Genomic DNA, 21,819 nt, shown 5'->3' on the forward strand with positions numbered 1-21,819 from the left:
TCCGTATAATTGTGTAAAAAGAAAAAGGGTTCATATTATTCACTCTTGGCTACAATGTTTTCAGCTACGATAAACAATGAAAAGAGGAATAATAATGACCCACTTACAGTTTAACCTAGATTTGGAAGTTTTAAAAGAATCAGTAATGAATTCGGATATTGATGCAGTTATTAAGTCTGCTGTTGTTCTAGTTTTAAATGAGGTAATGGAGAAAGAAAGAAATGATTATTTACGTGTATCTCCCTATGAACGCTCTGAAGATCGCCGTGATTATCGAAATGGCTACTATGAACGTGAGTTAATCTTGAACATTGGTAGAATAACTCTTAAAGTACCAAGGACTCGTAATGGTGAGTTTTCTACATCCGTATTTGAAAAATACGCACGATGTGATCAAGCTCTTGTCATCTCTATGTTAGAAATGGTTATTAATGGTGTATCTACTCGAAAGGTTACTCAGATTGTTGAACAACTTTGTGGTGAAGCTGTATCAAAATCGTTTGTTTCCTCCCTCACAGAGAAGCTTGATCCAATTGTAAAAGGTTGGGCTAATCGTCCTTTAAACACAAGATACTATCCATACCTCTTTGTAGATGCCATGTATATTAAAGTCCGTGAACATCACAAGGTCGTATCAAAAGCAGTTTATATTGCTACAGCTATAACTGAAAAGAATACACGTGAAATACTAGGTTTAAGCGTAGATCATGAAGAGGATTATGAGTGTTGGAGCCGCTTTTTACAACAGCTTAAATCACGCGGGCTTCAATCCCCACAACTAGTGATATCAGATGCTCATAAAGGACTACAAAAGGCCATACAACGTGAATTTGTAGGAACTTGCTGGCAAAGATGCAACGTACATTTTAAACGTAATATTTTTAATAAGCTACCAAAGAAAGATTCAACTGATGTACGTATGATGGTTAAGCGTATCTTTGAAGCCATTACTATTGAAGACATTCGAATATTCAAAGATGAACTGATAAGCCAATTTGGAAACAACTCAAAGTATGAGAAGGCTTTAGCTATCTTAGAAGATGGTTTCGAAGATACCATTCAGTACATGAATTATCCAGAAAAAATACGTCCACACATACGAAGCACTAATTCTCTTGAACGCTTAAATCAAGAGGTGCGTCGAAGAGAAAGAGTTATTCGTATATTCCCAAATACACAATCTGCTTTTAGATTGATAGGTGCAATATTAATGGAATATCAAGAGTCTATTTACGCTAAAAGAAAATCGTTAATGCATTAGTTGTTTTTTGAACCTTCCATTATGGAATAATCGCATATCCAGGAAAGGCTGTCAAAGTGAAGTGCCTTTGACAACCTTTCCTGGATATGCAAACAAAAAACCATGGAAGAATTCGCAAAAAAAAATGTATGGGGATAAAACAATAAATCACTAAAAAGTTGTTGAAAACATTGTATAAGAATTTTACACAATAATCAGGACTTGACTGCCAAAAGCCATCCAAAGGGAATGAAAAGCGTTGTTTGATTCCCTTTCTCATGCCAAAAGCCATCCAAAGGGAATGAAAAGTGTTGTTTGATTCCCTTTCTCATGCCAAAAGCTAAACAAAGGGAATGAAAAGAACTTTGCCCGCTGGATTCGGCAGGAGTTGAGTGGTTCGTCCTTCATTGAACGAACCTTGTAAAACCTGGTTTATCTATTTGTCAGATAATCTAACTGATATTGTCTAAAATGTTACAAAGATTCTCTCGACATTTATTACTTTTATACAAAAATGTCTTACATATTATCTAGTGTAAACAAATGCATTATTTACTAAGTATTCTTTGAAATTTAGTTTGAAATATCAGAAAATTTTGCATATAATAGCTATATTAGAACAATCAAGAGCCTTCAAACAAAAACCTCTAAATAAACAGAAAACTCCCTTTTTAAGTATATTATATAAGTATAATTAATTACCCTATTAAATCAAATAGTGTCGAAAGGTGTCATACTATTTATTACGAAATATCCAATTTGTTATGTACAATAAGACAATATGAACAAATAAACAATGATATATAGAAAGGATGAAGGTAGTAGTGGCATTAACTTCCCCAACTGAATACGAAATCCACTTATTTCATGAGGGTAATCTTTTTAAGGGATATAACTTATTCGGTGCACATATTCAAGTAATGAACAATGTCAAAGGTACTCGTTTTTGCGTGTGGGCTCCACATGCAAGTGAAGTTAGGGTGGTTGGTGATTTTAATGAGTGGAATGGAATCAATCATTCATTAAGTAGAATCAATAGTGAGGGAATCTGGGCTGGTTTTTTTTCGGATGTAATCGAAGGTGCCATCTATAAATATGAAATTCTGACATCTAATGGCAAAGTTTTATTGAAATCAGACCCATATGCATTTTATTCAGAGCTGCGACCTAATACGGCTTCAGTTGTTTATAATCTAGACAACTATAGCTGGAATGATGATAAATGGTTAAAGCAAAAAAAGAAAAAAAATAACCACACACAACCTTTCTTCATTTATGAGTGTCATTTAGGTTCTTGGAAAAATAAGGACGATGGTAGTCTACTTAGCTATATTGAAATGGCTGATGAACTTATTCCGTATGTTAAGGAACATGGTTTTACTCATATTGAACTGCTCCCTTTAATTGAACATCCGCTCGACCTCTCATGGGGATATCAAGGAACTGGTTATTATTCTGCAACGAGTCGATTTGGAAGTCCACATGATCTTATGTTCCTTATCGATCAGTGTCATCAAAATGACATTGGTGTTTTACTAGACTGGGTTCCAGGTCATTTTTGTAAAGATTCTCATGGTTTATATATGTTCGATGGTGAACCAACCTATGAATACAAACAAGAAACAGATAGAGAAAATTATGTATGGGGTACAGCGAATTTTGATTTAGGTCGTACAGAAGTTCAAAGCTTCTTAATATCCAATGCATTGTTTTGGATGGAGTATTACCATATTGATGGATTTAGAGTTGATGCAGTAGCCAATATGCTTTATTGGCCAAATCAACAAGATCAGCTACACAAAAATGAATTAGCTGTTAAGTTTCTCCAAAAATTAAATCAAACAGTTTTAACACATGATTCTACTATTCTTATGATAGCAGAAGATTCTACCGACTGGCCTAAAGTAACTGTGCCTGTAGAGCATGGGGGATTAGGTTTCACGTACAAATGGAATATGGGCTGGATGAATGACATCCTTGAATATATGGAAGCAACACCTGAGAATCGGGTTCGATTACATCATAAGGTGACATTCTCTCTTTTATATGCCTTCTCTGAAAAATTTATTTTACCCTTTTCCCATGACGAAGTTGTACATGGGAAAAAATCCCTGTTAGATAAAATGCCTGGTGATTATTGGAGTAAGTTCGCGCAATTACGTTTATTGTATGGATTTTTACTCACACATCCTGGGAAAAAATTATTGTTTATGGGCGGAGAATTCGGTCAGTTTTCTGAATGGAAAGAGCTTGAGCAGCTAGATTGGTTATTGGAAGAATATGAAATGCATCAAAATATCCGAAAGTTTTTTAAAGAACTGATGAAGTTGTATAAAAAACATAAACCACTCTATGAAGAAGACCATCATTCTAATGGCTTTGAGTGGATTGATGCAGATAACCACGAACAAAGAATTTTTTCCTTTATTAGAAAAGGTAGTAAGGAAGATGATTTTTTAGTAATTGTTTGTAATTTTTCACAAGAATCCTATGAAACTTACAATATTGGTGTTCCTGTTTTAACAGATTATAAAGAAGTTTTAAATAGTGATGATATTCAATATGGTGGTTCAGGAAAGGTGAATAAAAAGCAACTTGAATCAATTGACACACCTTTTCATGGCAGACCTTTTCATATAAAGATGACAATTCCACCATTTGGGATAACTGTATTACGACCAGTGAAAAAAAGAGGGGAGAGAATGATTAATGGTTCAAAAAAAATGCGTAGCGATGTTACTAGCGGGGGGACAGGGGAGTAGATTAGCCTCCTTAACAAAAAGTTTAGCAAAGCCTGCTGTTCCTTTTGGTGGGAAATATCGAATTATTGACTTCACCCTAAGCAATTGTACTAATTCTGGAATAGACACAGTAGGAGTATTAACACAATATCAGCCACTATTACTTCATTCATATATTGGAATAGGAAGTGCTTGGGATCTAGATCGAAGACATGGTGGTGTTACTGTATTGCCACCTTATACAGAATCAACAGGGGTTAAGTGGTATACGGGTACTGCAAGTGCTATTTTTCAAAATATGCCATACCTAAAACAGTATGATCCTGAGTACGTGTTAATTTTATCCGGAGATCATATTTATAAAATGGATTATGATGAAATGCTGGAGTATCATATCGAACAAGATGCAGATGCGACCATTTCTGTTATTGAAGTACCGTGGGAAGAGGCTAGTAGATTTGGGATTATGAATACAAATAAAGAATTGGAAATAACAAAATTTGAGGAAAAGCCGTTGTATCCTAAAAATAATTTAGCTTCGATGGGCATTTATATTTTTAAGTATTCTGTTTTAAAGGATTATTTAGAGATGGATGATAGAAATCCTGATTCAAGTCATGACTTTGGTAAGGATATCATTCCACTTTTATTGGATGAAAAAAAGAGATTAATGGCATATCCTTTTAAAGGTTATTGGAAGGATGTTGGAACAGTAAAAAGCTTGTGGGAAGCTAACATGGATTTATTGAAGGAAGACTCAGGTCTTAATTTATTTGATCACTCGTGGAGAGTATATTCAGTCAACCCAAATCAACCTCCTCAATATATTTCGCCTACAGCTATCATTAATGAATCTCTTGTTAATGAAGGGTGTGTAATAGAGGGTAATATTGAGCACTCTGTTATTTTTCAGGGGGTTCAAGTTGGGGAAGATTCATTTATAAGAGATTCAGTCGTTATGCCAGATGCGATTATCGGTAAAAACGTCATTATTGAGAGAGCCATTATCCCTGAGGGGATGAACATACCTGATAATACAGTCATTGTCGCAGAAAAAGGCAGTGATGAAGTGAAACTAGTAACAGAAGAAAGTTTACTAGTCGGTTAATCTGTATGAGATGGGAAGAACTGACTTCCTATCTCAAGCTAATAGATATATACAATCATAGAGGGGATGAGGAGAAAGATGATTAAAAAACTTTTGGGAATTATTGATGCAACAACCCATAAGAACATGATTGAAGATTTAATTGTAAAACGTTCAATGTCAGCCATTCCTTTTGCCGGTCGTTATCGTCTTATTGATTTTGTTTTATCCAGTATGGTTAATTCGGGGATAGAAAGTGTAGCAGTTTTCCATGGTTATCAGAACCGATCATTAATGGATCATTTAGGATCTGGAAGAGAATGGGATTTAAATAGAAAAAGAGATGGACTTTTCTTTTTCCCCTCGCCGTTAAAGGAAGCGAATAGTGAGCAGTTAGCATCATTTAAACAATTAAAGAATAACCTTGATTATCTTTATCGAAGTAATGGTCAGTATGTATTAATATCAAACTGTCATACGGTTTGTAATATAGATTTCCAAGTCATTTTGGATAGACATATAAAAACAAAAAGTGACATCACTGAAATTCGTCAAAAAGGTCAATCATTAGAGATGTATCTTATTGATACGCCACTGTTAATTGAGTTAATAAATAATCAAGACCAAACAGGGTACCGGAGTATTGTCGATGTGGTCAAGGCTCAAAATCATGAATTAAACGTAAATGAATATGAATATCAAGGGTTTGCAGCTGTTATTAATTCAATTGAAAAATATTATAATCATAGTATTGAGGTATTAAATCCTTCAATCTGGAAGCAATTATTTCTTAAAGATAGTCCAATTTACACAAAGGTTAAAGATGAGCCACCGACAAAATATATGAACGGAGCTACTGTAAAAAACTCAATGATTGCTAATGGATGTGTTATTGAAGGTCATGTCGAAAATAGCATTATCTTTAGAGGCGTAAAGATCGCTAAAGGAACTGTCGTAAAAAATAGTGTCATTATGCAAAAATCCCAGATTGGTTCAAATTGCAACTTGGACGGGGTGATTCTTGATAAGGATGTTAGAGTAGAAAATGGTGTCACTCTTCAAGGAACAACTTCTTCTCCAAATGTCTTGAGAAAAGGAACTGTACAAGGAGCGTTGATGAATTCGTGAATGTATTGTTTGTGGCGTCAGAATGTGTACCTTTTATTAAATCAGGCGGTTTAGCGGATGTTGCTGGTGCATTACCTAAAGAATTAAACAAACTTGGAACAAATGTGCAGGTGATTCTTCCTAAATATGGTCTTATCACTAAAAAGTATCGAGAAGATATGGTGAAAATAGCAGAGCTTACTGTCAATGTAGGATGGAGAGAACAGTACTGCGGTTTAGAAACACTTATCCATAATGACGTTACGTATTATTTTATTGATAATGAATACTACTTCAATAGAGATTCGTTATATGGTCATTTTGATGACGGTGAAAGATTCTCCTTCTTCTGTAAAGCTGTATTAGAAGTGATACCATATTTAGAGGTAACACCTGATCTTCTTCATTGTCATGACTGGCATACCGGAATGGTAAACTTTCTGTTGCACAATGAATATAAAAATGATCCTCTATACTCATCGATGCGCTCAGTTTTTACAATCCATAATCTGCAGTTCCAAGGAATTTTTCCTAGGACTATTTTACACGATTTGCTAAATATAAATGAGTCTTATTTCAATGTCGATCAGCTTGAGTTTTTTGGAAATGTCAACTTCATGAAAGCAGCTTTAGTTTCATCTAACCTCATTACTACAGTAAGTCCGACTTATAAAAATGAAATTCAAACGGAGTATTATGGGGAGAAACTTGATGGTCTTTTACGCGAGAAAAACCATTCTTTAATTGGTATTTTAAATGGTATTGATGACGATGACTATAATCCATCTTTGGATAAATATATAGAATTTAATTATGATTCCACTAACTTAAGTGGGAAATTTGAGAATAAAAAGGCGTTACAAAAGTATTTTGGATTACCCCAAAAAGAAGATGTGCCAATTATAGCTGTTGTTTCTAGACTCACTTCCCAAAAAGGCTTTGACTTAGTACAAAGAGTTCTCGAAGAACTTTTATATCATGAAGATTTTCAGTTTATCGTACTTGGAACCGGTGATTTAGAATTTGAACAATTCTTTAATCACATGCAATCTAGATATCCAGATAAGGTTGGGGTATACATTGGCTTTAGTGAAGCGATGGCACGTAAAATTTATGCAGGTTCTGATTTGTTTTTAATGCCATCAAAGTTCGAGCCATGCGGACTAGGTCAATTAATTGCCCTAAGATATGGAACCATACCAATTGTACGTGAAACTGGTGGACTGAATGATACCATTCAATCATATAGTGAATTTATGCAGGAAGGAAATGGGTTTAGTTTCACAAATTATAATGCACATGACATGATGCACACCATTAAAAGAGCTATTACTTTTTATCATAATAAGAAGTTCTGGGAGCAAATCATAAACGAAGCAATGACTCGAGACTATAGTTGGGCCCAATCTGCATATAAATATAACCAGCTTTATGCTGAGTTAATTGCTAGGAGTGAAAGCAGTGTTTACTAATAAAGAAACGTTCAAACAGTCATTTTTAAAAAAATTAGAAATGATGTATGGTAAGCCATTTCAAGAGTCAACACCGCGTGATCAGTATAATACGCTCGGTAATATGGTGAGAGAACATATAAGCTCAAATTGGATTAAAACAAATGAAACCCAGCGTACAAAAAATCAGAAACAAGTGTACTACTTGTCTATTGAATTTTTACTAGGACGTTTGTTAGGAAGTAATCTTTTGAACTTAGGAATTCTTAATACTGTTAAAGAAGGATTAGATGACTTAGGCATTCAATTAGATGATATTGAAGAAAGTGAAGCAGATGCAGGACTAGGAAATGGTGGATTAGGTCGTTTGGCAGCTTGCTTTTTGGATTCGTTAGCATCTTTAGACCTTCCTGGTCATGGGTGTGGAATCCGTTACAAACATGGTTTATTTGATCAAAAAATAGTGGATGGATACCAAGTAGAGCTCCCAGAACAGTGGTTAAGGCATGGGAATGTTTGGGAGGTAAGGAAATCAGATCAAGCCGTAGAAGTTAGTTTCTGGGGAGAAATCGAATCAATCGAAAGAAATGGGAAGCTTCATTTTAAACATGTTGATGCTGAGAAAATTTCAGCAGTCCCATATGATATACCGGTTGTTGGCTTCGAGACAACAACTGTAAATACATTAAGACTATGGAATGCAGAACCTTCACCGTATCCACCTGGAAAAGATGCACTCGTTTATAAGCGTGAAACAGAAGCCGTTTCTGAATTCTTATACCCAGATGATACACATGATGATGGAAAAATATTGCGTTTAAAGCAGCAATACTTTCTAGTCTCAGCAAGCTTACAGAGCATTATTAGAAATTATCGTGCAAGATATGGAAATCTTTCTAAACTCCATGAACATGTGGCTATACATGTAAATGATACACATCCCGTTCTGGCAATTCCAGAATTAATGCGTATTCTTCTTGATGAGGAAGGGATGAATTGGGATACAGCTTGGGAAATCACAACTAATACCATTTCTTATACTAATCACACAACACTTTCTGAGGCATTAGAAAAATGGCCAGTCCATATTTTTAAACCTTTGCTTCCACGTATCTTTATGATTGTGGGAGAAATTAATGAGCGGTTCTGCCGTGAATTATGGGAAAAGTATCCAGGCAATTGGAATCATATCGAGCATATGGCTATCATCGCACACGACATGGTGAAAATGGCTCACTTAGCGATTGTCGGGACACATAGTACCAATGGTGTTGCTCGAATTCATTCAGAAATATTAAAACACCGAGAAATGAAAAATTTCTACGAAATCTATCCTGATAAATTTAATAATAAAACAAATGGAATCACTCATCGTCGTTGGTTGATAAAAGCAAATCCACAACTTACCAATTTACTAAAAAGTACGATTGGTGAGAGCTGGATATCTAAGCCTAATAATCTTATTGAACTAAAGAGTTATAGTAAGGACCCTAGCTTTAAGATGGCGATTGCAGAAATGAAAAATACAAGGAAACAAATTTTAGCGGGGCGTATCAAAGAACAAACAGGTATTGTTATTAATCCAGAATCTATTTTTGATGTGCAAGTAAAAAGATTGCATGCATATAAGAGACAGCTCCTTAATGTTTTACATATCATGTATTTATATAATCGTCTAAAGGAAGATTCTAATTTTAAGATATTCCCACAAACCTTTATATTTGGAGCAAAAGCATCTCCAGGTTATCATTATGCGAAGAAAATTATAAAGCTTATAAATTCATTGGCTGATAAGGTTAATAATGATAAACAAACACGGGATATATTAAAAGTGGTATTCATCGAAAATTATCGAGTTTCATTAGCTGAAGATATTTTTCCAGCAGCAGATGTTAGTGAACAAATCTCAACTGCAAGTAAAGAAGCTTCTGGTACGGGGAATATGAAGTTTATGATGAATGGTGCATTGACATTAGGGACATTAGATGGTGCCAATATTGAAATACTAGAACAGGTTGGCGAAAATAATATCTTTACATTTGGACTAACAGCAGAAGAAGTACTACATTTTTATCAACACGGTGGGTACCATTCACATGAGTATTATCATCATGACAAGCGTATTCGACAGGTTCTTGAGCAACTAACAAGTGGCTACTTCCCTGATACCGCTGACCATTTTGATGCAATTTATGATTCCCTTCTTATAGAAAATGATCAATATTTTGTTCTGAAAGATCTTGGCTCCTATATCCAAGCACAAGAGCAAGTGAATCTATCTTATCAAGACCAAAACTCATGGTTAGAGAAAAGTATAATCAATATTGCCCACTCAGGTACGTTCTCAAGCGACCGAACGATTTCAGAATATGCAAAACATATTTGGAACATACAACCGGTTAAATATTGAAGTAGGAAATAAACCCAGGGTTTAGTGTATTAGCACCTGCAATAGTAAAAAGCTCGGAACTTACCGAGTTTTTTACGTTTCATGGTCCCACTCAGGGATAAAAAAGCGGAAACCCTCTGACACAGCTAGAAGAGAGAATCCGCAGCATGGGCTGATAAAATAAGGGGAGAAACTTCCTTTAATTAGGGATTAAGACTGAAAATAGTTAAAATAGGGGTAAAATTTCCCTGTATTTGTTTAAAAAACATGAAAATAGGGTGGCTGTGCTTTGCTTAAAGGGAAAACTTACCCTTAATTACCCCTAACCAAGCTATATTCTACAGTTTAAAGGAAAAATTTCCCCTTATTTTAATTTGACAAATAAAAATGTGCTAATTTTAAGGTTAAATCCCATTTAATCAAGACTTAACAGTAAATGAAGAGACCAAATAGCTATGCTAATTGGTCTGCTAATTCATTTGCTGATTTTATTGTTTCTCCTGCCAACGGAACCCGTTTTATACTGCTGTGATTTATTTTGATACTTATGAATCTTTGTAAGTAGGTAAGGTTTCAGGGCCTCAAAACAACAATAAGAATCTACCTATTATCCCCATTCAAGAAATCCCCAAGTCCGCCAAGAATACTACCTTCCCCTCTAGATGAGCCACCATTACTTGGTGCACTTGCAAAAATTCGATCAGCTAAGCGACTAAAAGGTAGGGATTGTATCCAAACTGTACCAGGTCCTTGTACAGTAGCAAAAAACAAACCCTCACCACCAAAGAAAGCAGTCTTTACTTTTCCAACATATTCGATAGAGTAGTCAACCTCTTTTGTTAATGCGACAAGGCAGCCGGTATCAACTAGAAGCTTTTCACCTGCTTTGAGATCGCGACGGATAATTGTACCACCTGCATGTAAGAAGGCAAGACCATCGCCTTCAAGTTTTTGCATAATAAATCCTTCTCCACCAAAGAAACCGGCCCCTAATTTACGTTGAAAATCAATTCCGATGGATACTCCTTTTGCAGCGCATAAAAACGCATCTTTTTGACAAATTACTTTGCCGCCTAACTCACTTAAATCAATAGGAATGATTTTGCCAGGATAAGGTGCTGCGAATGAAACTTTCTTCTTACCTGCACCTCTATTTGTGAAAACAGTCATAAATAAGCTTTCCCCTGTTAAAACACGTTTTCCAGCTCCCATAAGCTTTCCAAAAATCCCTTTAGTATTACTTGCTCCATCTCCAAAAATCGTTTCCATCTCAATATCTTTATCCATCATCATCATGCCGCCAGCTTCAGCAATAGCGCTCTCTCCTGGATCTAACTCAATTTCAACAAACTGCATATCATCACCATGTAGAGTAAAATCAATTTCATGGGAATTCATGGCACACCATCCTTATTTGTTTTGTTTATTAAAATTAATTCGTTACCTTCATAAATAACTCCTTTATTTTAATTTTTCATCACAAAAAATAGTGTCTAAATATCTGTAAAAAACAAATATTTAACACTTATATATAAAAAAAACGCCCCTTGTGACGGACGTTTTTAAGTGTATTTATTCATCCTCAGTATAAGGATCCTTTTCATATCGAGGTAAATCTCCAAACATTGTCATTATACCTTCTTCATCTAAATCTTCTTCATATTTTTTATGTTGGTTATTTGGATAGACAATGATCTCTTTTCCCTCAATATCAGTGCCTACAAAATTTTCGTACTCTTCAACATATCCAACTTGATCATCTGATTCAATATAAACCTCATTATAATGGTCAACACTATCGGCTAAATCGGAAGGTGTTTCGGATGTACCGTAGCGTGCAACATCCTGCCAGGAATCTTCTGCATCATAAGCCTCAACTTCATCTGGTTCGCCATCAAATTCAAACTTTCCGAATGGAGTCATTAGTACCCCTTCTTCGATTGGTCTGTTATGGGAAACAATGGTTGTCGGGCTGTGCTCTTTACAGTAAGTTGTAGTAGGAAGAGCATCCAAACGGTCAACTGGGATATCTTTTCCACATTTTTCACATACTCCATATGAGCCATTTTGGATTGCGTTTAAAGCATAATTTATATCTTTTAATTGCTTTTCCATATGTTCATTTAAAGCAATATCTTTCTCTCTTTCATATAACTCTGTACCTTCGTCACCGGGGTGATTATCATAACTTGATAACTCTCCTACAGACTCGTGATAGTGACCCTGCTGAAGATCAAAATGGTCACCTTCTTTAAGCTGCTCCTCGACATCTTTTTTTGCCTTTATCAACTGTGAACGGAAGGTTGATAATTGCTCTTGAGTTAGCATAATTAAAGCACTCCTTCCTTTTTTTAAGTTAAAAAGAATGTTATATATGTATTATCAACTAATAAGTCAAAAAAATAATTGTCAATATTTATTAAAGAGATTCCAAATATCAAACGAATGAAATCAAAAAAGCTTGAGGGTGAAATTTCCTCAAGCTTTGTACACGTTAATACTGTTATAACCAATAACTAATGAATAATCCTATTGATAATAATAATCCATATATAGTATTCGTTTGAGCAGTTGCTTTCATAGCGGGTGCCATTTGGATAGGAATTGTTTTACCAATGAAGCCTTTGATGGCATGTACTGCTTTTGGAATGCTTATTAATACTAGTAAGACAGATAGTGGGGCATATGCAGTGAAGCTAAGTGTAATCATCCACAGATAAGCAACAACAAACATTAACCCAAGAAAACGCACTGCATTTTTACGTCCCAGAAGAATAGCTAATGTTTTTCTCCCATTTTCTTTATCGCCATCTAAATCACGAATATTGTTAGCCATTAATATGGCTCCAACAAGAATTGCAATAGGGATAGATAGCATAACACTCGAGGTTGTCACTTCACCTGTTTGGATATAAAAAGAAATTAGAATAATGATAAGGCCCATAAAAATTCCTGCCACTACTTCTCCGAATGGGGTATATGCAATAGGGACAGGTCCGCCAGTGTATAAATACCCTGCTAACATACAGATTGTTCCGATAAGAGCGATCCACCAGTTACTATGGAGGCATATATATATGCCTAAAAGAACTGCAAAACCAAAAAGTATAAAAGCTAAACGTAATACGGTAGAAGGCTTTATCCCATCTCTAACAATAGCTCCTCCAATCCCAACTGAACCAGCATGATCTAGACCGCGTTTATAATCGTAATATTCATTGATCATATTTGTAGCAATTTGAATCACTAAACAAGCAGCTAACATCGCTATAAATAAAGGAATATTAATCGTCGCTTCAAGTCTGGCTAGTGCTGTTCCAATAAAAACTGGTACAAATGCTGCTGTTAGCGTATGTGGTCGTGTCAGCTTCCACCAAACTTTCCAACCAGTTGTTCTATTTAACTCATTAGAGGTTTGTGTTTGTAATTGTGGTTGCATATATGTGATTCTCCTTTCATACATGCTCTAATTATGTTGTAAAAAAAAAGACAATAAAAAGTCACAAAGATAGTGTAGATAATTCTACATAAAGTGTCAATGGATTTAGAAGGAATAAAGGGAAAAACTTATTTCCAATACATTTAATAACTTACATAGTAGTGAAAGATAATAGAAAAGGGTCTCTAAATTGACAGTAACCTTACGTGAGATGTATCTTTAAGTAAGTAATTAGGTTGTCGAATAATGAAGCTAAAGGTAGTAACAATAAGAAAAAATGATATAATATATAGGATATAATCCATTTTATAATAGCAATCGGAGATAAATTAGATATTTTAATTAAGGCTCACTAAACACCTTTGGCAATGAGGTACATAGCAATGCAAGAAATCGGGACAAGATATAAAATGCATGGTGTTAGTGTTAGCCGGTAAGTATTTCACACGGGGGGATTAGTTTTGGTACTAATACAGCAAGAAGAAATGAAAAAACAAGGTCAGAGTGGAGGCTCTCTTACTACAGAAAAACAACAATTTAATGAAGTTCTTCTAAGTAGAGTTGTGGAAGCTACAGACATTGACCCCCTATTGTTATTTAAGGCCGGAAAAGAGTATTTTGAGGGTGAGCGTACTTTTTGGGCAGATCCCACACGGACGACCATCTTAGTTGGACTTGGAAGAGCATATACTATAGAAGTGAATGATCAACATAAGCGCTATGATGAGGTTGAATTAAAATGGAAGCACCTAGCTAACCAAATAGACAATAAAGAAGAGATCTCATATGGAACAGGCCCTATTCTACTAGGTGGGTTTTCATTTGACCCTAAAAGAACTAAGACAGATTTATGGAGTGGTTTTTCAGAGGCCACCTTTGTTTTACCTAAAATTCTCCTATCAGTAATCGATGGGAAATGTTTTTTTACCTTCAATCATGTTAGTAGAGATGGATTAGACAATTCACTATTTGAGTTAGAAAAAATTAAGGACGAGCTACTAGATAAAATTCCTAATATAAAAGCTAGTTATAGGAAAATAGATTATGTTAAATCTGAGGTAGATCCGGACGCTTGGATGAAATCAGTTGCGGATGTAGTTCGGGATATTAACGAAGGTGAAGTTGAAAAGGTTGTTCTTGCACGAGAAATTAACTTGAATTTCAAAGAGACCATTGATGCTGATGACGTATTAGTAAATTTACGAGAACAACAACCGATGAGTTATTTATTCGCATTTGAAAACGAACAATCATGCTTTATTGGTGCTTCACCAGAAAGATTGGTAAAAAAGAAGGAACAAGTGATTAAATCTACATGCTTAGCAGGTTCGATAGCACGAGGTAAAACAGTAGATCAAGACGATGAATTGGGAAATCAACTTTTAAAAGATCAGAAAAATATTGCTGAACATGAGTTTGTTATATCCATGATAAAAGATGCCATGTTGGAGTCATGTGAAACAATTACATCCTCAGATCAACCGGAACTCTTCAAAATGAGGGATATCCAGCATCTTTATACACCAATTAAAGGTGTAGCTAAGCCAGGTGTGACCACTCTCTCTATGGTTAAAAAGCTCCATCCAACACCTGCACTTGGAGGGTTTCCATCAGAAAAAGCCCTTGATAAAATAAGAGAAGTAGAATTACTTGATCGTGGATGGTATGCCGCTCCAATTGGGTGGATCGATGGAACCGATAATGGGGAATTTGCTGTAGCAATCCGTTCCGGTTTACTAAAAGGCAAGGAAGCCTCATTATTTGCTGGTTGTGGTATTGTGGGGGAATCTGAGCCTTCAAGTGAATATTTGGAAACAAATATGAAGTTTAGGCCAATGCTCTCGGCTTTAGGAGGATCTGATAATGAGTAATACTGATAGTCTTACTTCATACGTCGCAGCATTTGTAGATGAACTTGTCAGAGTAGGGGTAAAAGATGTTGTCATTAGCCCTGGATCAAGATCAACACCTATTGCCATTTTGATGGCTGAGCATTCAGAGATGACCACATATTTGAATATTGATGAACGCTCAGCTTCCTATTTCGCACTCGGAATTGCAAAAGCAAGAAAAGTTCCTGTTGCCCTCTTATGCACATCTGGAACCGCGGCAGCTAATTATTTTCCTGCGGTTGTTGAGGCGAATTTATCAAGGGTACCGCTAATCGTAATTACTGCTGATCGTCCACATGAATTAAGAGATGTTGGTGCGCCACAAGCGATTGATCAAAATCAATTATATGGGAAACACACCAAATGGTTTGTTGAGATGGCAATCCCTGAACGTTCCGACGAAATGATTCGATATGTTAGAACGGTAGCTTCTCGAGCGGCTGGAAAAGCAATTTCAGCACCAGCAGGCCCCGTACATCTTAACATTCCTTTGAGAGAACCGCTTGTACCAAATCTTTCTCAAGAAAAATTGTTTACTAAAGGTAGAAAACCTCTTTCACAAGAAGTAAATATGGTCATCGGTAAAGCACAACTAAGTGACTTTCAAGCACAGGGAATTGCTAGTCAAATTAATGGTAAAGAAAAGGGACTTATTATTTGTGGTGATTTTGATGATAAAGAATTTGCTCAACAGGTCACGTTGTTAGCTGAGAAGTTAAATTACCCTATCCTTGCTGATCCCCTCTCACAATTAAGGAGTGGAAAGCATTCAAAGGATTTAATTCTTGATTCGTATGATACATTTCTACGAAACCAAGATTTTATTGAAAGTTACACTCCGGAGGTTATTATTCGTTTCGGCGCAATGCCAATCTCAAAGGCCTTACTACTTTATTTGAAAAAGAAGAGAGATGTTCTTCACCTTGTAGTTGACGGTGATGGTGGTTGGAGAGAGCCAACGATGACTGCTTCTGAAATGGTTTATTGTGGTGAAGCAGAATTTTGTGACAAACTTGTCCATTTCATATCTGAAGCTAAACAGAGTATCTGGACAAATGATTGGAAAAGAATTAACGAGGTAACTCGCGAGCAGCTTAAGCATATTGAAGAAGACAACGGTATCTTTGAGGGGAAAGTTTTTCAACAACTTCAAGATTTGTTACCTAGTGAATCAATTTTATTTGTTGGAAATAGCATGCCAATTAGAGACTTAGATACCTTTTTTGTAAACCAAACAAAGCCCATTACTATACTAGCAAACCGTGGAGCAAATGGGATTGATGGCATAGTATCGACATCATTAGGAATAAGCACAACTGGAAGAAAAACAGTCTTGGTAATTGGAGATTTATCTTTTTATCATGATCTTAACGGGTTGCTTGCTGCAAAACAAAATAACTTAGATCTAACCATTGTGTTAATCAACAATGACGGCGGCGGTATTTTTTCATTTTTACCACAGTCAAAAGAGGAAAAACACTTTGAATACTTGTTTGGGACTCCAACAGGTCTTAATTTTGAGCACACTGTTAAAATGTATGGTGGTCAATTCTCTTCGATTAAAACCTGGCCTGAATTTAAGGGGATTTTTGAACATAGCCTGAAGTCGAAAGGGTTAAATGTCATTGAGCTTCGAACTGACCGAGGAACGAATTTGCGTGACCATCGAAATTTGTGGAATCGTGTTTCCCAGGAAATAACTTTGGAGATTCATGGGGATAAATAGAAATGTTTTTAACAATAAATGACAAAAAATATCATGTGAATATAGTTGGACAAGGTAGTCCACTCCTTTTTCTACACGGGTTTACAGGGAGTACAGATAATTGGCTTGAGCCGATATCTTCTTTAATCAGTCAATATCGTTGTATATTAATAGATCTTATTGGTCACGGGAAAAGCGATAGTCCAGAGGGAATTCAGAATTATACTTTTGACTATTTGATGAAAGATGTTCTACTTATCTTAGATAAGCTTGAGATAGATAAAGTAGGACTAATAGGGTATTCTATGGGGGGGAGGTTAGCTCTTGCTCTAGCAATCGAATTTCCTGAAAGGTTTACTCATCTGGTGTTAGAAAGTAGCTCGCCTGGTTTAAATGAGGAAACTGACCGGCAGGAGAGGATGTTGACAGACGAATCCCTTGCTTCATTTATTGAAGAAGAGGGAATAAAAAAGTTTGTTACTTACTGGGAGAACATTCCTTTATTTGCATCTCAGCAAAATATGCCAGATAGTAAAAAGGTATATTTACATAACCAAAGACTGAATAATAACCCTATGGGTTTAGCCAATAGTCTAAAAGGAATGGGTACGGGAGTCCAATTGCCTTATTGGGGAAGTCTTCATAAACTCAACATGCCTGTACTCTTATTGTGTGGTGAATTAGATGATAAGTTTTGTATAATTGCTAGGAAAATGTCATCTCTTATTTCTAATTCAACTTTTAAAAAAATAAATGGTGCTGGACATGCAATACATATGGAACAACCCGAGAAATTTGGTAGAATAGTAAGTGGGTTTTTACAAAGTAAGAACACAACTTGAAAAAAAGGAGGACAAGCTAGTGACTGTAGAATGGATTGCAGAACGTAAGTATGAAGATATTTTATATGAAACATACAATGGAATTGCAAAGATCTCAATTAATCGTCCTGAGGTTCGAAATGCGTTTCGTCCAAAGACTGTTATGGAATTAATTGATGCTTTTGCATATGCTCGAGATGATTCTAATATTGGTGTTATTGTTTTAGCGGGTGCTGGAGATGAGGCATTTTGCTCTGGAGGAGATCAAAAGGTAAGAGGGCATGGTGGATATGTTGGAGACGATCAAATACCTCGACTAAATGTTCTTGATCTTCAACGTCTAATTCGTGTAATACCAAAACCAGTGGTAGCAATGGTTTCTGGTTATGCGATTGGTGGAGGACATGTATTACATATTGTTTGTGACTTAACGATTGCTGCAGACAATGCAATTTTCGGGCAAACTGGTCCAAAGGTAGGAAGCTTTGATGCAGGTTATGGTTCAGGGTATTTAGCTCGTATTGTTGGACATAAGAAAGCTCGTGAAATTTGGTTCCTTTGCCGCCAATATAATGCACAAGAAGCTCTTGATATGGGATTAGTTAACACGGTTGTTCCATTAGAGAAGCTTGAAGAAGAAACAATTCAGTGGTGTGAAGAAATGCTTGAAAAGAGCCCAACAGCACTTCGCTTCTTGAAAGCAGCTTTCAATGCAGATACAGATGGATTAGCTGGTTTACAGCAATTTGCTGGAGACGCAACACTTTTATACTATACAACTGATGAAGCTAAAGAAGGACGCGATTCATTTAAAGAAAAGCGTAACCCAGACTTTAAGCAGTTCCCGCGTTTTCCTTAAACAACTATAGAGACTCGAATCCTTTACAAATGATAAAGTATTCGAGTCTATTCTATTGGTTAAGAACAACAAAAAAAAGACTATAATTATGAATAGAACTTTCAGCGAGAGTGTGGGTTGTATAATGAATGTAACACCGAATTGGTTAGCAAATCGAGCCTTTTTAACTCCGAATCGATTTGCAGTTCGAACAGAAGAGATTGTTTTAACATTTAAAGAGTTACATGAAAGAGTGTTAACGACCAGTCAGCAGTTATCCTACTTGGGTGTTAAGCATGGGGACACTATATCGGTATTAATGACAAATAGTGTTGAAATGATACAAATCATACATGCATTAAAATATATAGGAGTCAAGACGGTGTTACTTAATGCACGTTTAACTAACTATGAGTTATTATGGCAATTAAGAGACTCGAAATCTGATTGCATCATAACTGAAGAAAAGTTTATTCCTCTACTAGATTGTGATGGAATTGATTCCAAAATCCTGCAAGTCGAAAATATAGGAGCAAGTCCTTTAAAAGAAGTGAAAATTGTACAAGAATTTTCTCTTGAAGAAATTGATACCATCATGTACACATCTGGTACGACAGGCAAGCCAAAAGGAGTCATTCAAACTTACGGCAATCATTGGTGGAGTGCAACAGGCTCTGTTTTAAATTTAGGATTACGTGAGGATGATTGTTGGTTAGCAGTGGTTCCTTTTTTTCATATCAGTGGACTGTCGATTCTAATGAGAAGTGTGATTTATGGAATTCCTGTAATAATCCATGAAAGGTTTTCACCTGAAAAAGCAAATCATGCGATTAAATACGAAGGAGTTACGATTGTTTCTGTCGTTAGCACAATGCTATCTCAAATGCTAACAGTGTTAGGTGATGAGAAATATTCCCCTAGCTTCCGATGTATGTTATTAGGTGGTGGACCAGCCCCCGAATCCCTACTACATGATTGCAAAGCAAAAGAGATACCAGTCTACCAAACCTATGGTATGACAGAGACAGCTTCCCAAATTGTTACACTTGCTCCCGAATATAGCTTATCTAAGCTAGGATCTGCTGGGAAGCCTTTATTCCCCTCACAGCTTCGAATTGAAAAAGATGGCCTTATTCAACGCAGCTATGAGCATGGGGAAATTGTTGTTAAAGGACCTAATGTAACAAAGGGATATATATATAAAGAAAATGAGACAAAAGATTCTATAAAAGATGGTTGGTTTTATACTGGTGATATAGGTTACATAGATGATGAAGGGTTCTTATATGTCCTTGACCGTAGGTCTGATCTAATCATTTCAGGTGGAGAAAACATCTATCCAGCAGAAATTGAGTCAGTACTCTTATCACATCCGAAAATAATAGAAGCTGGTGTCATCGGTATTCGTGACGAGCAATGGGGACAAGTTCCTATTGCATTTGTAAAAACAGATGATAAACAGCTTTCAGAGACAGTGATAAAAGACTTTTGCTCCCAGAAGGTTAGCCGATATAAAATCCCTAGGGAGATTTATTTTCTAGATGAATTACCTCGTAATGCAACCAACAAGTTATTACGTAGGAAACTACTTGAATATCTTCCATCCTAAGGTGGTAATAGAGATAATATGAAAATTGAGTCGATTACACTTTATTTAGTGGAACAAACCTTAAAAACCCCTTTTGTTACAAACCTTGGGCATGTTAGCAATCGTGAAAGCATTATCATTAGGATTATTGACCAAGATGGATTTGAGGGATGGGGAGAGGTAGTTGCATTTACATCTCCATGGTATACGGAAGAAACCATAACTACCTGCTGGCATATAATCGAAGATTTTTTAGCACCTAGGCTTTTGTTACAGGTGATTAACTATCCTTCAGATGTGGAATCTGTTTTTAAAGAGATAAAACGAAATCATATGGCTAAGGCCGGCATTGAAACGGCTTTATGGGATTTATATTGTAAAAGACAAAAGGTGTCATTATCTAAGGCGATAGGTGGATCACGAGAACAGGTGGATGCTGGAGTTGTTGTAGGCCTAGATGACCCAGTAAATATGATTAACAAAATACAACAGCATGTTGAAGAAGGATATAAAAGGGTTAAGATTAAAATAAAACCCGGTAATGATTATGAGTTGGTTAAAAGGATAAGAGAAGCTTTTCCAAGCTTGTCATTAATGGTTGATGCTAATTCCGCTTATACTTTGGATGATCTACCCCTGTTAAAAGAACTAGATAATTTTCAACTACTGATGATCGAACAACCACTTGCCTCTGATGATATAATTGATCATGCAAAAGTTCAAAGACAATTGCAAACACCGATTTGTTTGGATGAAAGTATAGTTACCTTTGATGACGCTAGAAAAGCAATTGAATTGGAAAGTTGTCGTACCATTAATATTAAAGTGGGAAGAGTTGGTGGTCTATCTGAGGCTGTGAAAATTCATAACTTATGTAAGAAGCATCAAATTCCTGTGTGGTGTGGTGGAATGTTAGAAATGGGGATTTCAAGGGCGGTAAATATTGCGCTCGCATCGTTAGATCAGTTTACAATACCGGGTGATATTTCGGCCTCTTCAAGGTACTGGCATCAGGATATTACCACGCCAGAAGTAGTTGTTACAAATGGTACGATTTCTGTACCAGATGGGGTAGGAATTGGCTTCGAAATAAACTTAGAACGCCTTCTGGAAATAACCAAAACGAAAATAACGATAAAAAAACCAGGAACTCTTTAAGGGAGATACCTGGTTTTTTGTAGGATTAGAAAAAAAAAAATTTGCAAACTAATTTTAGTGTCTAGCACCAGATGCGATTGGCGCGGTTGAACAAAAAGTGCCTGACTACTCTAGTTCTATTAGCCCCAATTCAATAGCTCTATTAGCGATAATATCATCAACATCCTGTGGCACATCGTCTAATGAACCGTATTCATATTGCCATAGATTCGTAAAGGAATCTACACACATAGGAAAGGCTGTCTGGTCTGCTCCTTGAACCTCTTGCTTTAATGCATTAATCAAACTATCCTTATTAATCATGTGCAAAAACACTCCTTTACAATATGTAATCGTACGATACTATTATTTCAATTTGAAGCA

General features: G+C 36.0%; 17 protein-coding genes. 12 read left to right on the forward strand and 5 right to left on the reverse strand.

Annotated elements, in window-relative coordinates:
- Window positions 1-94: 94 nt before the first annotated feature.
- The 6 genes from BK579_RS06405 to BK579_RS06430 all read left to right on the forward strand — a co-directional run bounded on the left by BK579_RS06405 (window position 95) and on the right by BK579_RS06430 (window position 10,036).
- Window positions 95-1,261: an IS256 family transposase gene (locus BK579_RS06405; RefSeq protein WP_078544355.1), complete on the forward strand. Its 1,167-nt coding sequence runs from the start codon at window positions 95-97 to the stop codon at window positions 1,259-1,261.
- A gap of 791 nt (window positions 1,262-2,052) precedes the next feature.
- Window positions 2,053-4,002, forward strand: coding sequence for a 1,4-alpha-glucan branching enzyme (gene glgB, locus BK579_RS06410; RefSeq protein WP_078544357.1), 1,950 nt, complete (start codon window positions 2,053-2,055; stop codon window positions 4,000-4,002).
- Complete coding sequence (locus BK579_RS06415) at window positions 3,950-5,089, forward strand: glucose-1-phosphate adenylyltransferase (RefSeq protein WP_078544359.1); 1,140 nt, start codon at window positions 3,950-3,952, stop codon at window positions 5,087-5,089. The genes glgB and BK579_RS06415 overlap by 53 nt, the downstream gene beginning before the upstream one ends.
- 78 nt (window positions 5,090-5,167) lie before the next feature.
- Entirely contained in the window at window positions 5,168-6,196 is a 1,029-nt protein-coding gene (gene glgD / locus BK579_RS06420) for a glucose-1-phosphate adenylyltransferase subunit GlgD (RefSeq protein WP_078544361.1), read from the forward strand.
- A complete protein-coding gene (glgA, locus tag BK579_RS06425; protein WP_078544362.1) occupies window positions 6,193-7,647 on the forward strand; it encodes a glycogen synthase GlgA in 1,455 nt (484 codons plus the stop codon). Before glgD ends, glgA begins: the two co-directional genes overlap by 4 nt.
- The gene (locus BK579_RS06430; RefSeq protein WP_078544364.1) at window positions 7,637-10,036 is read left to right on the forward strand and encodes a glycogen/starch/alpha-glucan phosphorylase; all 2,400 of its coding nucleotides are present in this window, start codon (window positions 7,637-7,639) and stop codon (window positions 10,034-10,036) included. The genes glgA and BK579_RS06430 overlap by 11 nt, the downstream gene beginning before the upstream one ends.
- 579 nt (window positions 10,037-10,615) lie before the next feature.
- Here BK579_RS06430 and BK579_RS06435 read toward each other — a convergent pair.
- The 4 genes from BK579_RS06435 to BK579_RS27020 all read right to left on the reverse strand — a co-directional run bounded on the left by BK579_RS06435 (window position 10,616) and on the right by BK579_RS27020 (window position 13,759).
- Window positions 10,616-11,413, reverse strand: coding sequence for a TIGR00266 family protein (locus tag BK579_RS06435; RefSeq protein ID WP_078544365.1), 798 nt, complete (start codon window positions 11,411-11,413; stop codon window positions 10,616-10,618).
- Window positions 11,414-11,587: 174 nt separating this feature from the next.
- A complete protein-coding gene (locus BK579_RS06440; protein WP_078544367.1) occupies window positions 11,588-12,343 on the reverse strand; it encodes a TraR/DksA C4-type zinc finger protein in 756 nt (251 codons plus the stop codon).
- A gap of 175 nt (window positions 12,344-12,518) precedes the next feature.
- The gene (locus BK579_RS06445) at window positions 12,519-13,454 is read right to left on the reverse strand and encodes a 1,4-dihydroxy-2-naphthoate polyprenyltransferase (RefSeq protein ID WP_078544369.1); all 936 of its coding nucleotides are present in this window, start codon (window positions 13,452-13,454) and stop codon (window positions 12,519-12,521) included.
- Window positions 13,455-13,639: 185 nt separating this feature from the next.
- A complete protein-coding gene (locus tag BK579_RS27020) occupies window positions 13,640-13,759 on the reverse strand; it encodes a hypothetical protein (RefSeq protein WP_139365055.1) in 120 nt (39 codons plus the stop codon).
- Between the two features lie 156 nt (window positions 13,760-13,915).
- Here BK579_RS27020 and BK579_RS06450 point away from each other — a divergent pair, with 156 nt between their 5' ends.
- From BK579_RS06450 to menC, 6 genes are all read left to right on the forward strand, one after another.
- A complete protein-coding gene (locus tag BK579_RS06450) occupies window positions 13,916-15,325 on the forward strand; it encodes an isochorismate synthase (RefSeq protein ID WP_139365056.1) in 1,410 nt (469 codons plus the stop codon).
- The gene (gene menD, locus BK579_RS06455; RefSeq protein WP_078544371.1) at window positions 15,318-17,072 is read left to right on the forward strand and encodes a 2-succinyl-5-enolpyruvyl-6-hydroxy-3-cyclohexene-1-carboxylic-acid synthase; all 1,755 of its coding nucleotides are present in this window, start codon (window positions 15,318-15,320) and stop codon (window positions 17,070-17,072) included. The genes BK579_RS06450 and menD overlap by 8 nt, the downstream gene beginning before the upstream one ends.
- Window positions 17,073-17,074: 2 nt before the next feature.
- A complete protein-coding gene (menH, locus tag BK579_RS06460) occupies window positions 17,075-17,893 on the forward strand; it encodes a 2-succinyl-6-hydroxy-2,4-cyclohexadiene-1-carboxylate synthase (RefSeq protein ID WP_078544373.1) in 819 nt (272 codons plus the stop codon).
- A 19-nt stretch (window positions 17,894-17,912) separates the two neighbouring features.
- Window positions 17,913-18,731: a 1,4-dihydroxy-2-naphthoyl-CoA synthase gene (menB, locus tag BK579_RS06465; protein ID WP_078544375.1), complete on the forward strand. Its 819-nt coding sequence runs from the start codon at window positions 17,913-17,915 to the stop codon at window positions 18,729-18,731.
- 124 nt (window positions 18,732-18,855) lie between these two features.
- Window positions 18,856-20,319 carry an o-succinylbenzoate--CoA ligase gene (locus BK579_RS06470; protein ID WP_078544377.1) on the forward strand — a complete coding sequence of 488 codons (1,464 nt, stop codon included), beginning with the start codon at window positions 18,856-18,858 and terminating at the stop codon, window positions 20,317-20,319.
- 18 nt (window positions 20,320-20,337) lie between these two features.
- Window positions 20,338-21,456, forward strand: a complete 1,119-nt coding sequence (menC, locus tag BK579_RS06475; protein ID WP_078544379.1) for an o-succinylbenzoate synthase — start codon at window positions 20,338-20,340, stop codon at window positions 21,454-21,456.
- 105 nt (window positions 21,457-21,561) lie between these two features.
- On the opposite strand, the gene BK579_RS06480 is transcribed toward menC, so the two are convergent.
- Complete coding sequence (locus BK579_RS06480; RefSeq protein ID WP_078544380.1) at window positions 21,562-21,759, reverse strand: hypothetical protein; 198 nt, start codon at window positions 21,757-21,759, stop codon at window positions 21,562-21,564.
- Window positions 21,760-21,819: the final 60 nt, after the last annotated feature.

The organism is Litchfieldia alkalitelluris (genome assembly GCF_002019645.1).
Lineage (GTDB): Bacteria > Bacillota > Bacilli > Bacillales > Bacillaceae_L > Litchfieldia > Litchfieldia alkalitelluris.

Bases quoted from the DNA above. Each gene is read 5' to 3' on its own strand.
- BK579_RS06405 (WP_078544355.1), top strand. From the start codon at position 95: ATGACCCACTTACAGTTTAACCTAGATTTGGAAGTTTTAAAAGAATCA.
- glgB (WP_078544357.1), top strand. From the start codon at position 2,053: ATGAAGGTAGTAGTGGCATTAACTTCCCCAACTGAATACGAAATCCAC.
- BK579_RS06415 (WP_078544359.1), top strand. From the start codon at position 3,950: ATGGTTCAAAAAAAATGCGTAGCGATGTTACTAGCGGGGGGACAGGGG.
- glgD (WP_078544361.1), top strand. From the start codon at position 5,168: ATGATTAAAAAACTTTTGGGAATTATTGATGCAACAACCCATAAGAAC.
- BK579_RS06435 (WP_078544365.1), bottom strand. From the start codon at position 11,413: ATGAATTCCCATGAAATTGATTTTACTCTACATGGTGATGATATGCAG.
- BK579_RS06440 (WP_078544367.1), bottom strand. From the start codon at position 12,343: ATGCTAACTCAAGAGCAATTATCAACCTTCCGTTCACAGTTGATAAAG.
- BK579_RS06445 (WP_078544369.1), bottom strand. From the start codon at position 13,454: ATGCAACCACAATTACAAACACAAACCTCTAATGAGTTAAATAGAACA.
- BK579_RS27020 (WP_139365055.1), bottom strand. From the start codon at position 13,759: ATGGATTATATCCTATATATTATATCATTTTTTCTTATTGTTACTACC.
- menD (WP_078544371.1), top strand. From the start codon at position 15,318: ATGAGTAATACTGATAGTCTTACTTCATACGTCGCAGCATTTGTAGAT.
- menH (WP_078544373.1), top strand. From the start codon at position 17,075: ATGTTTTTAACAATAAATGACAAAAAATATCATGTGAATATAGTTGGA.
- BK579_RS06470 (WP_078544377.1), top strand. From the start codon at position 18,856: ATGAATGTAACACCGAATTGGTTAGCAAATCGAGCCTTTTTAACTCCG.
- menC (WP_078544379.1), top strand. From the start codon at position 20,338: ATGAAAATTGAGTCGATTACACTTTATTTAGTGGAACAAACCTTAAAA.
- BK579_RS06480 (WP_078544380.1), bottom strand. From the start codon at position 21,759: ATGATTAATAAGGATAGTTTGATTAATGCATTAAAGCAAGAGGTTCAA.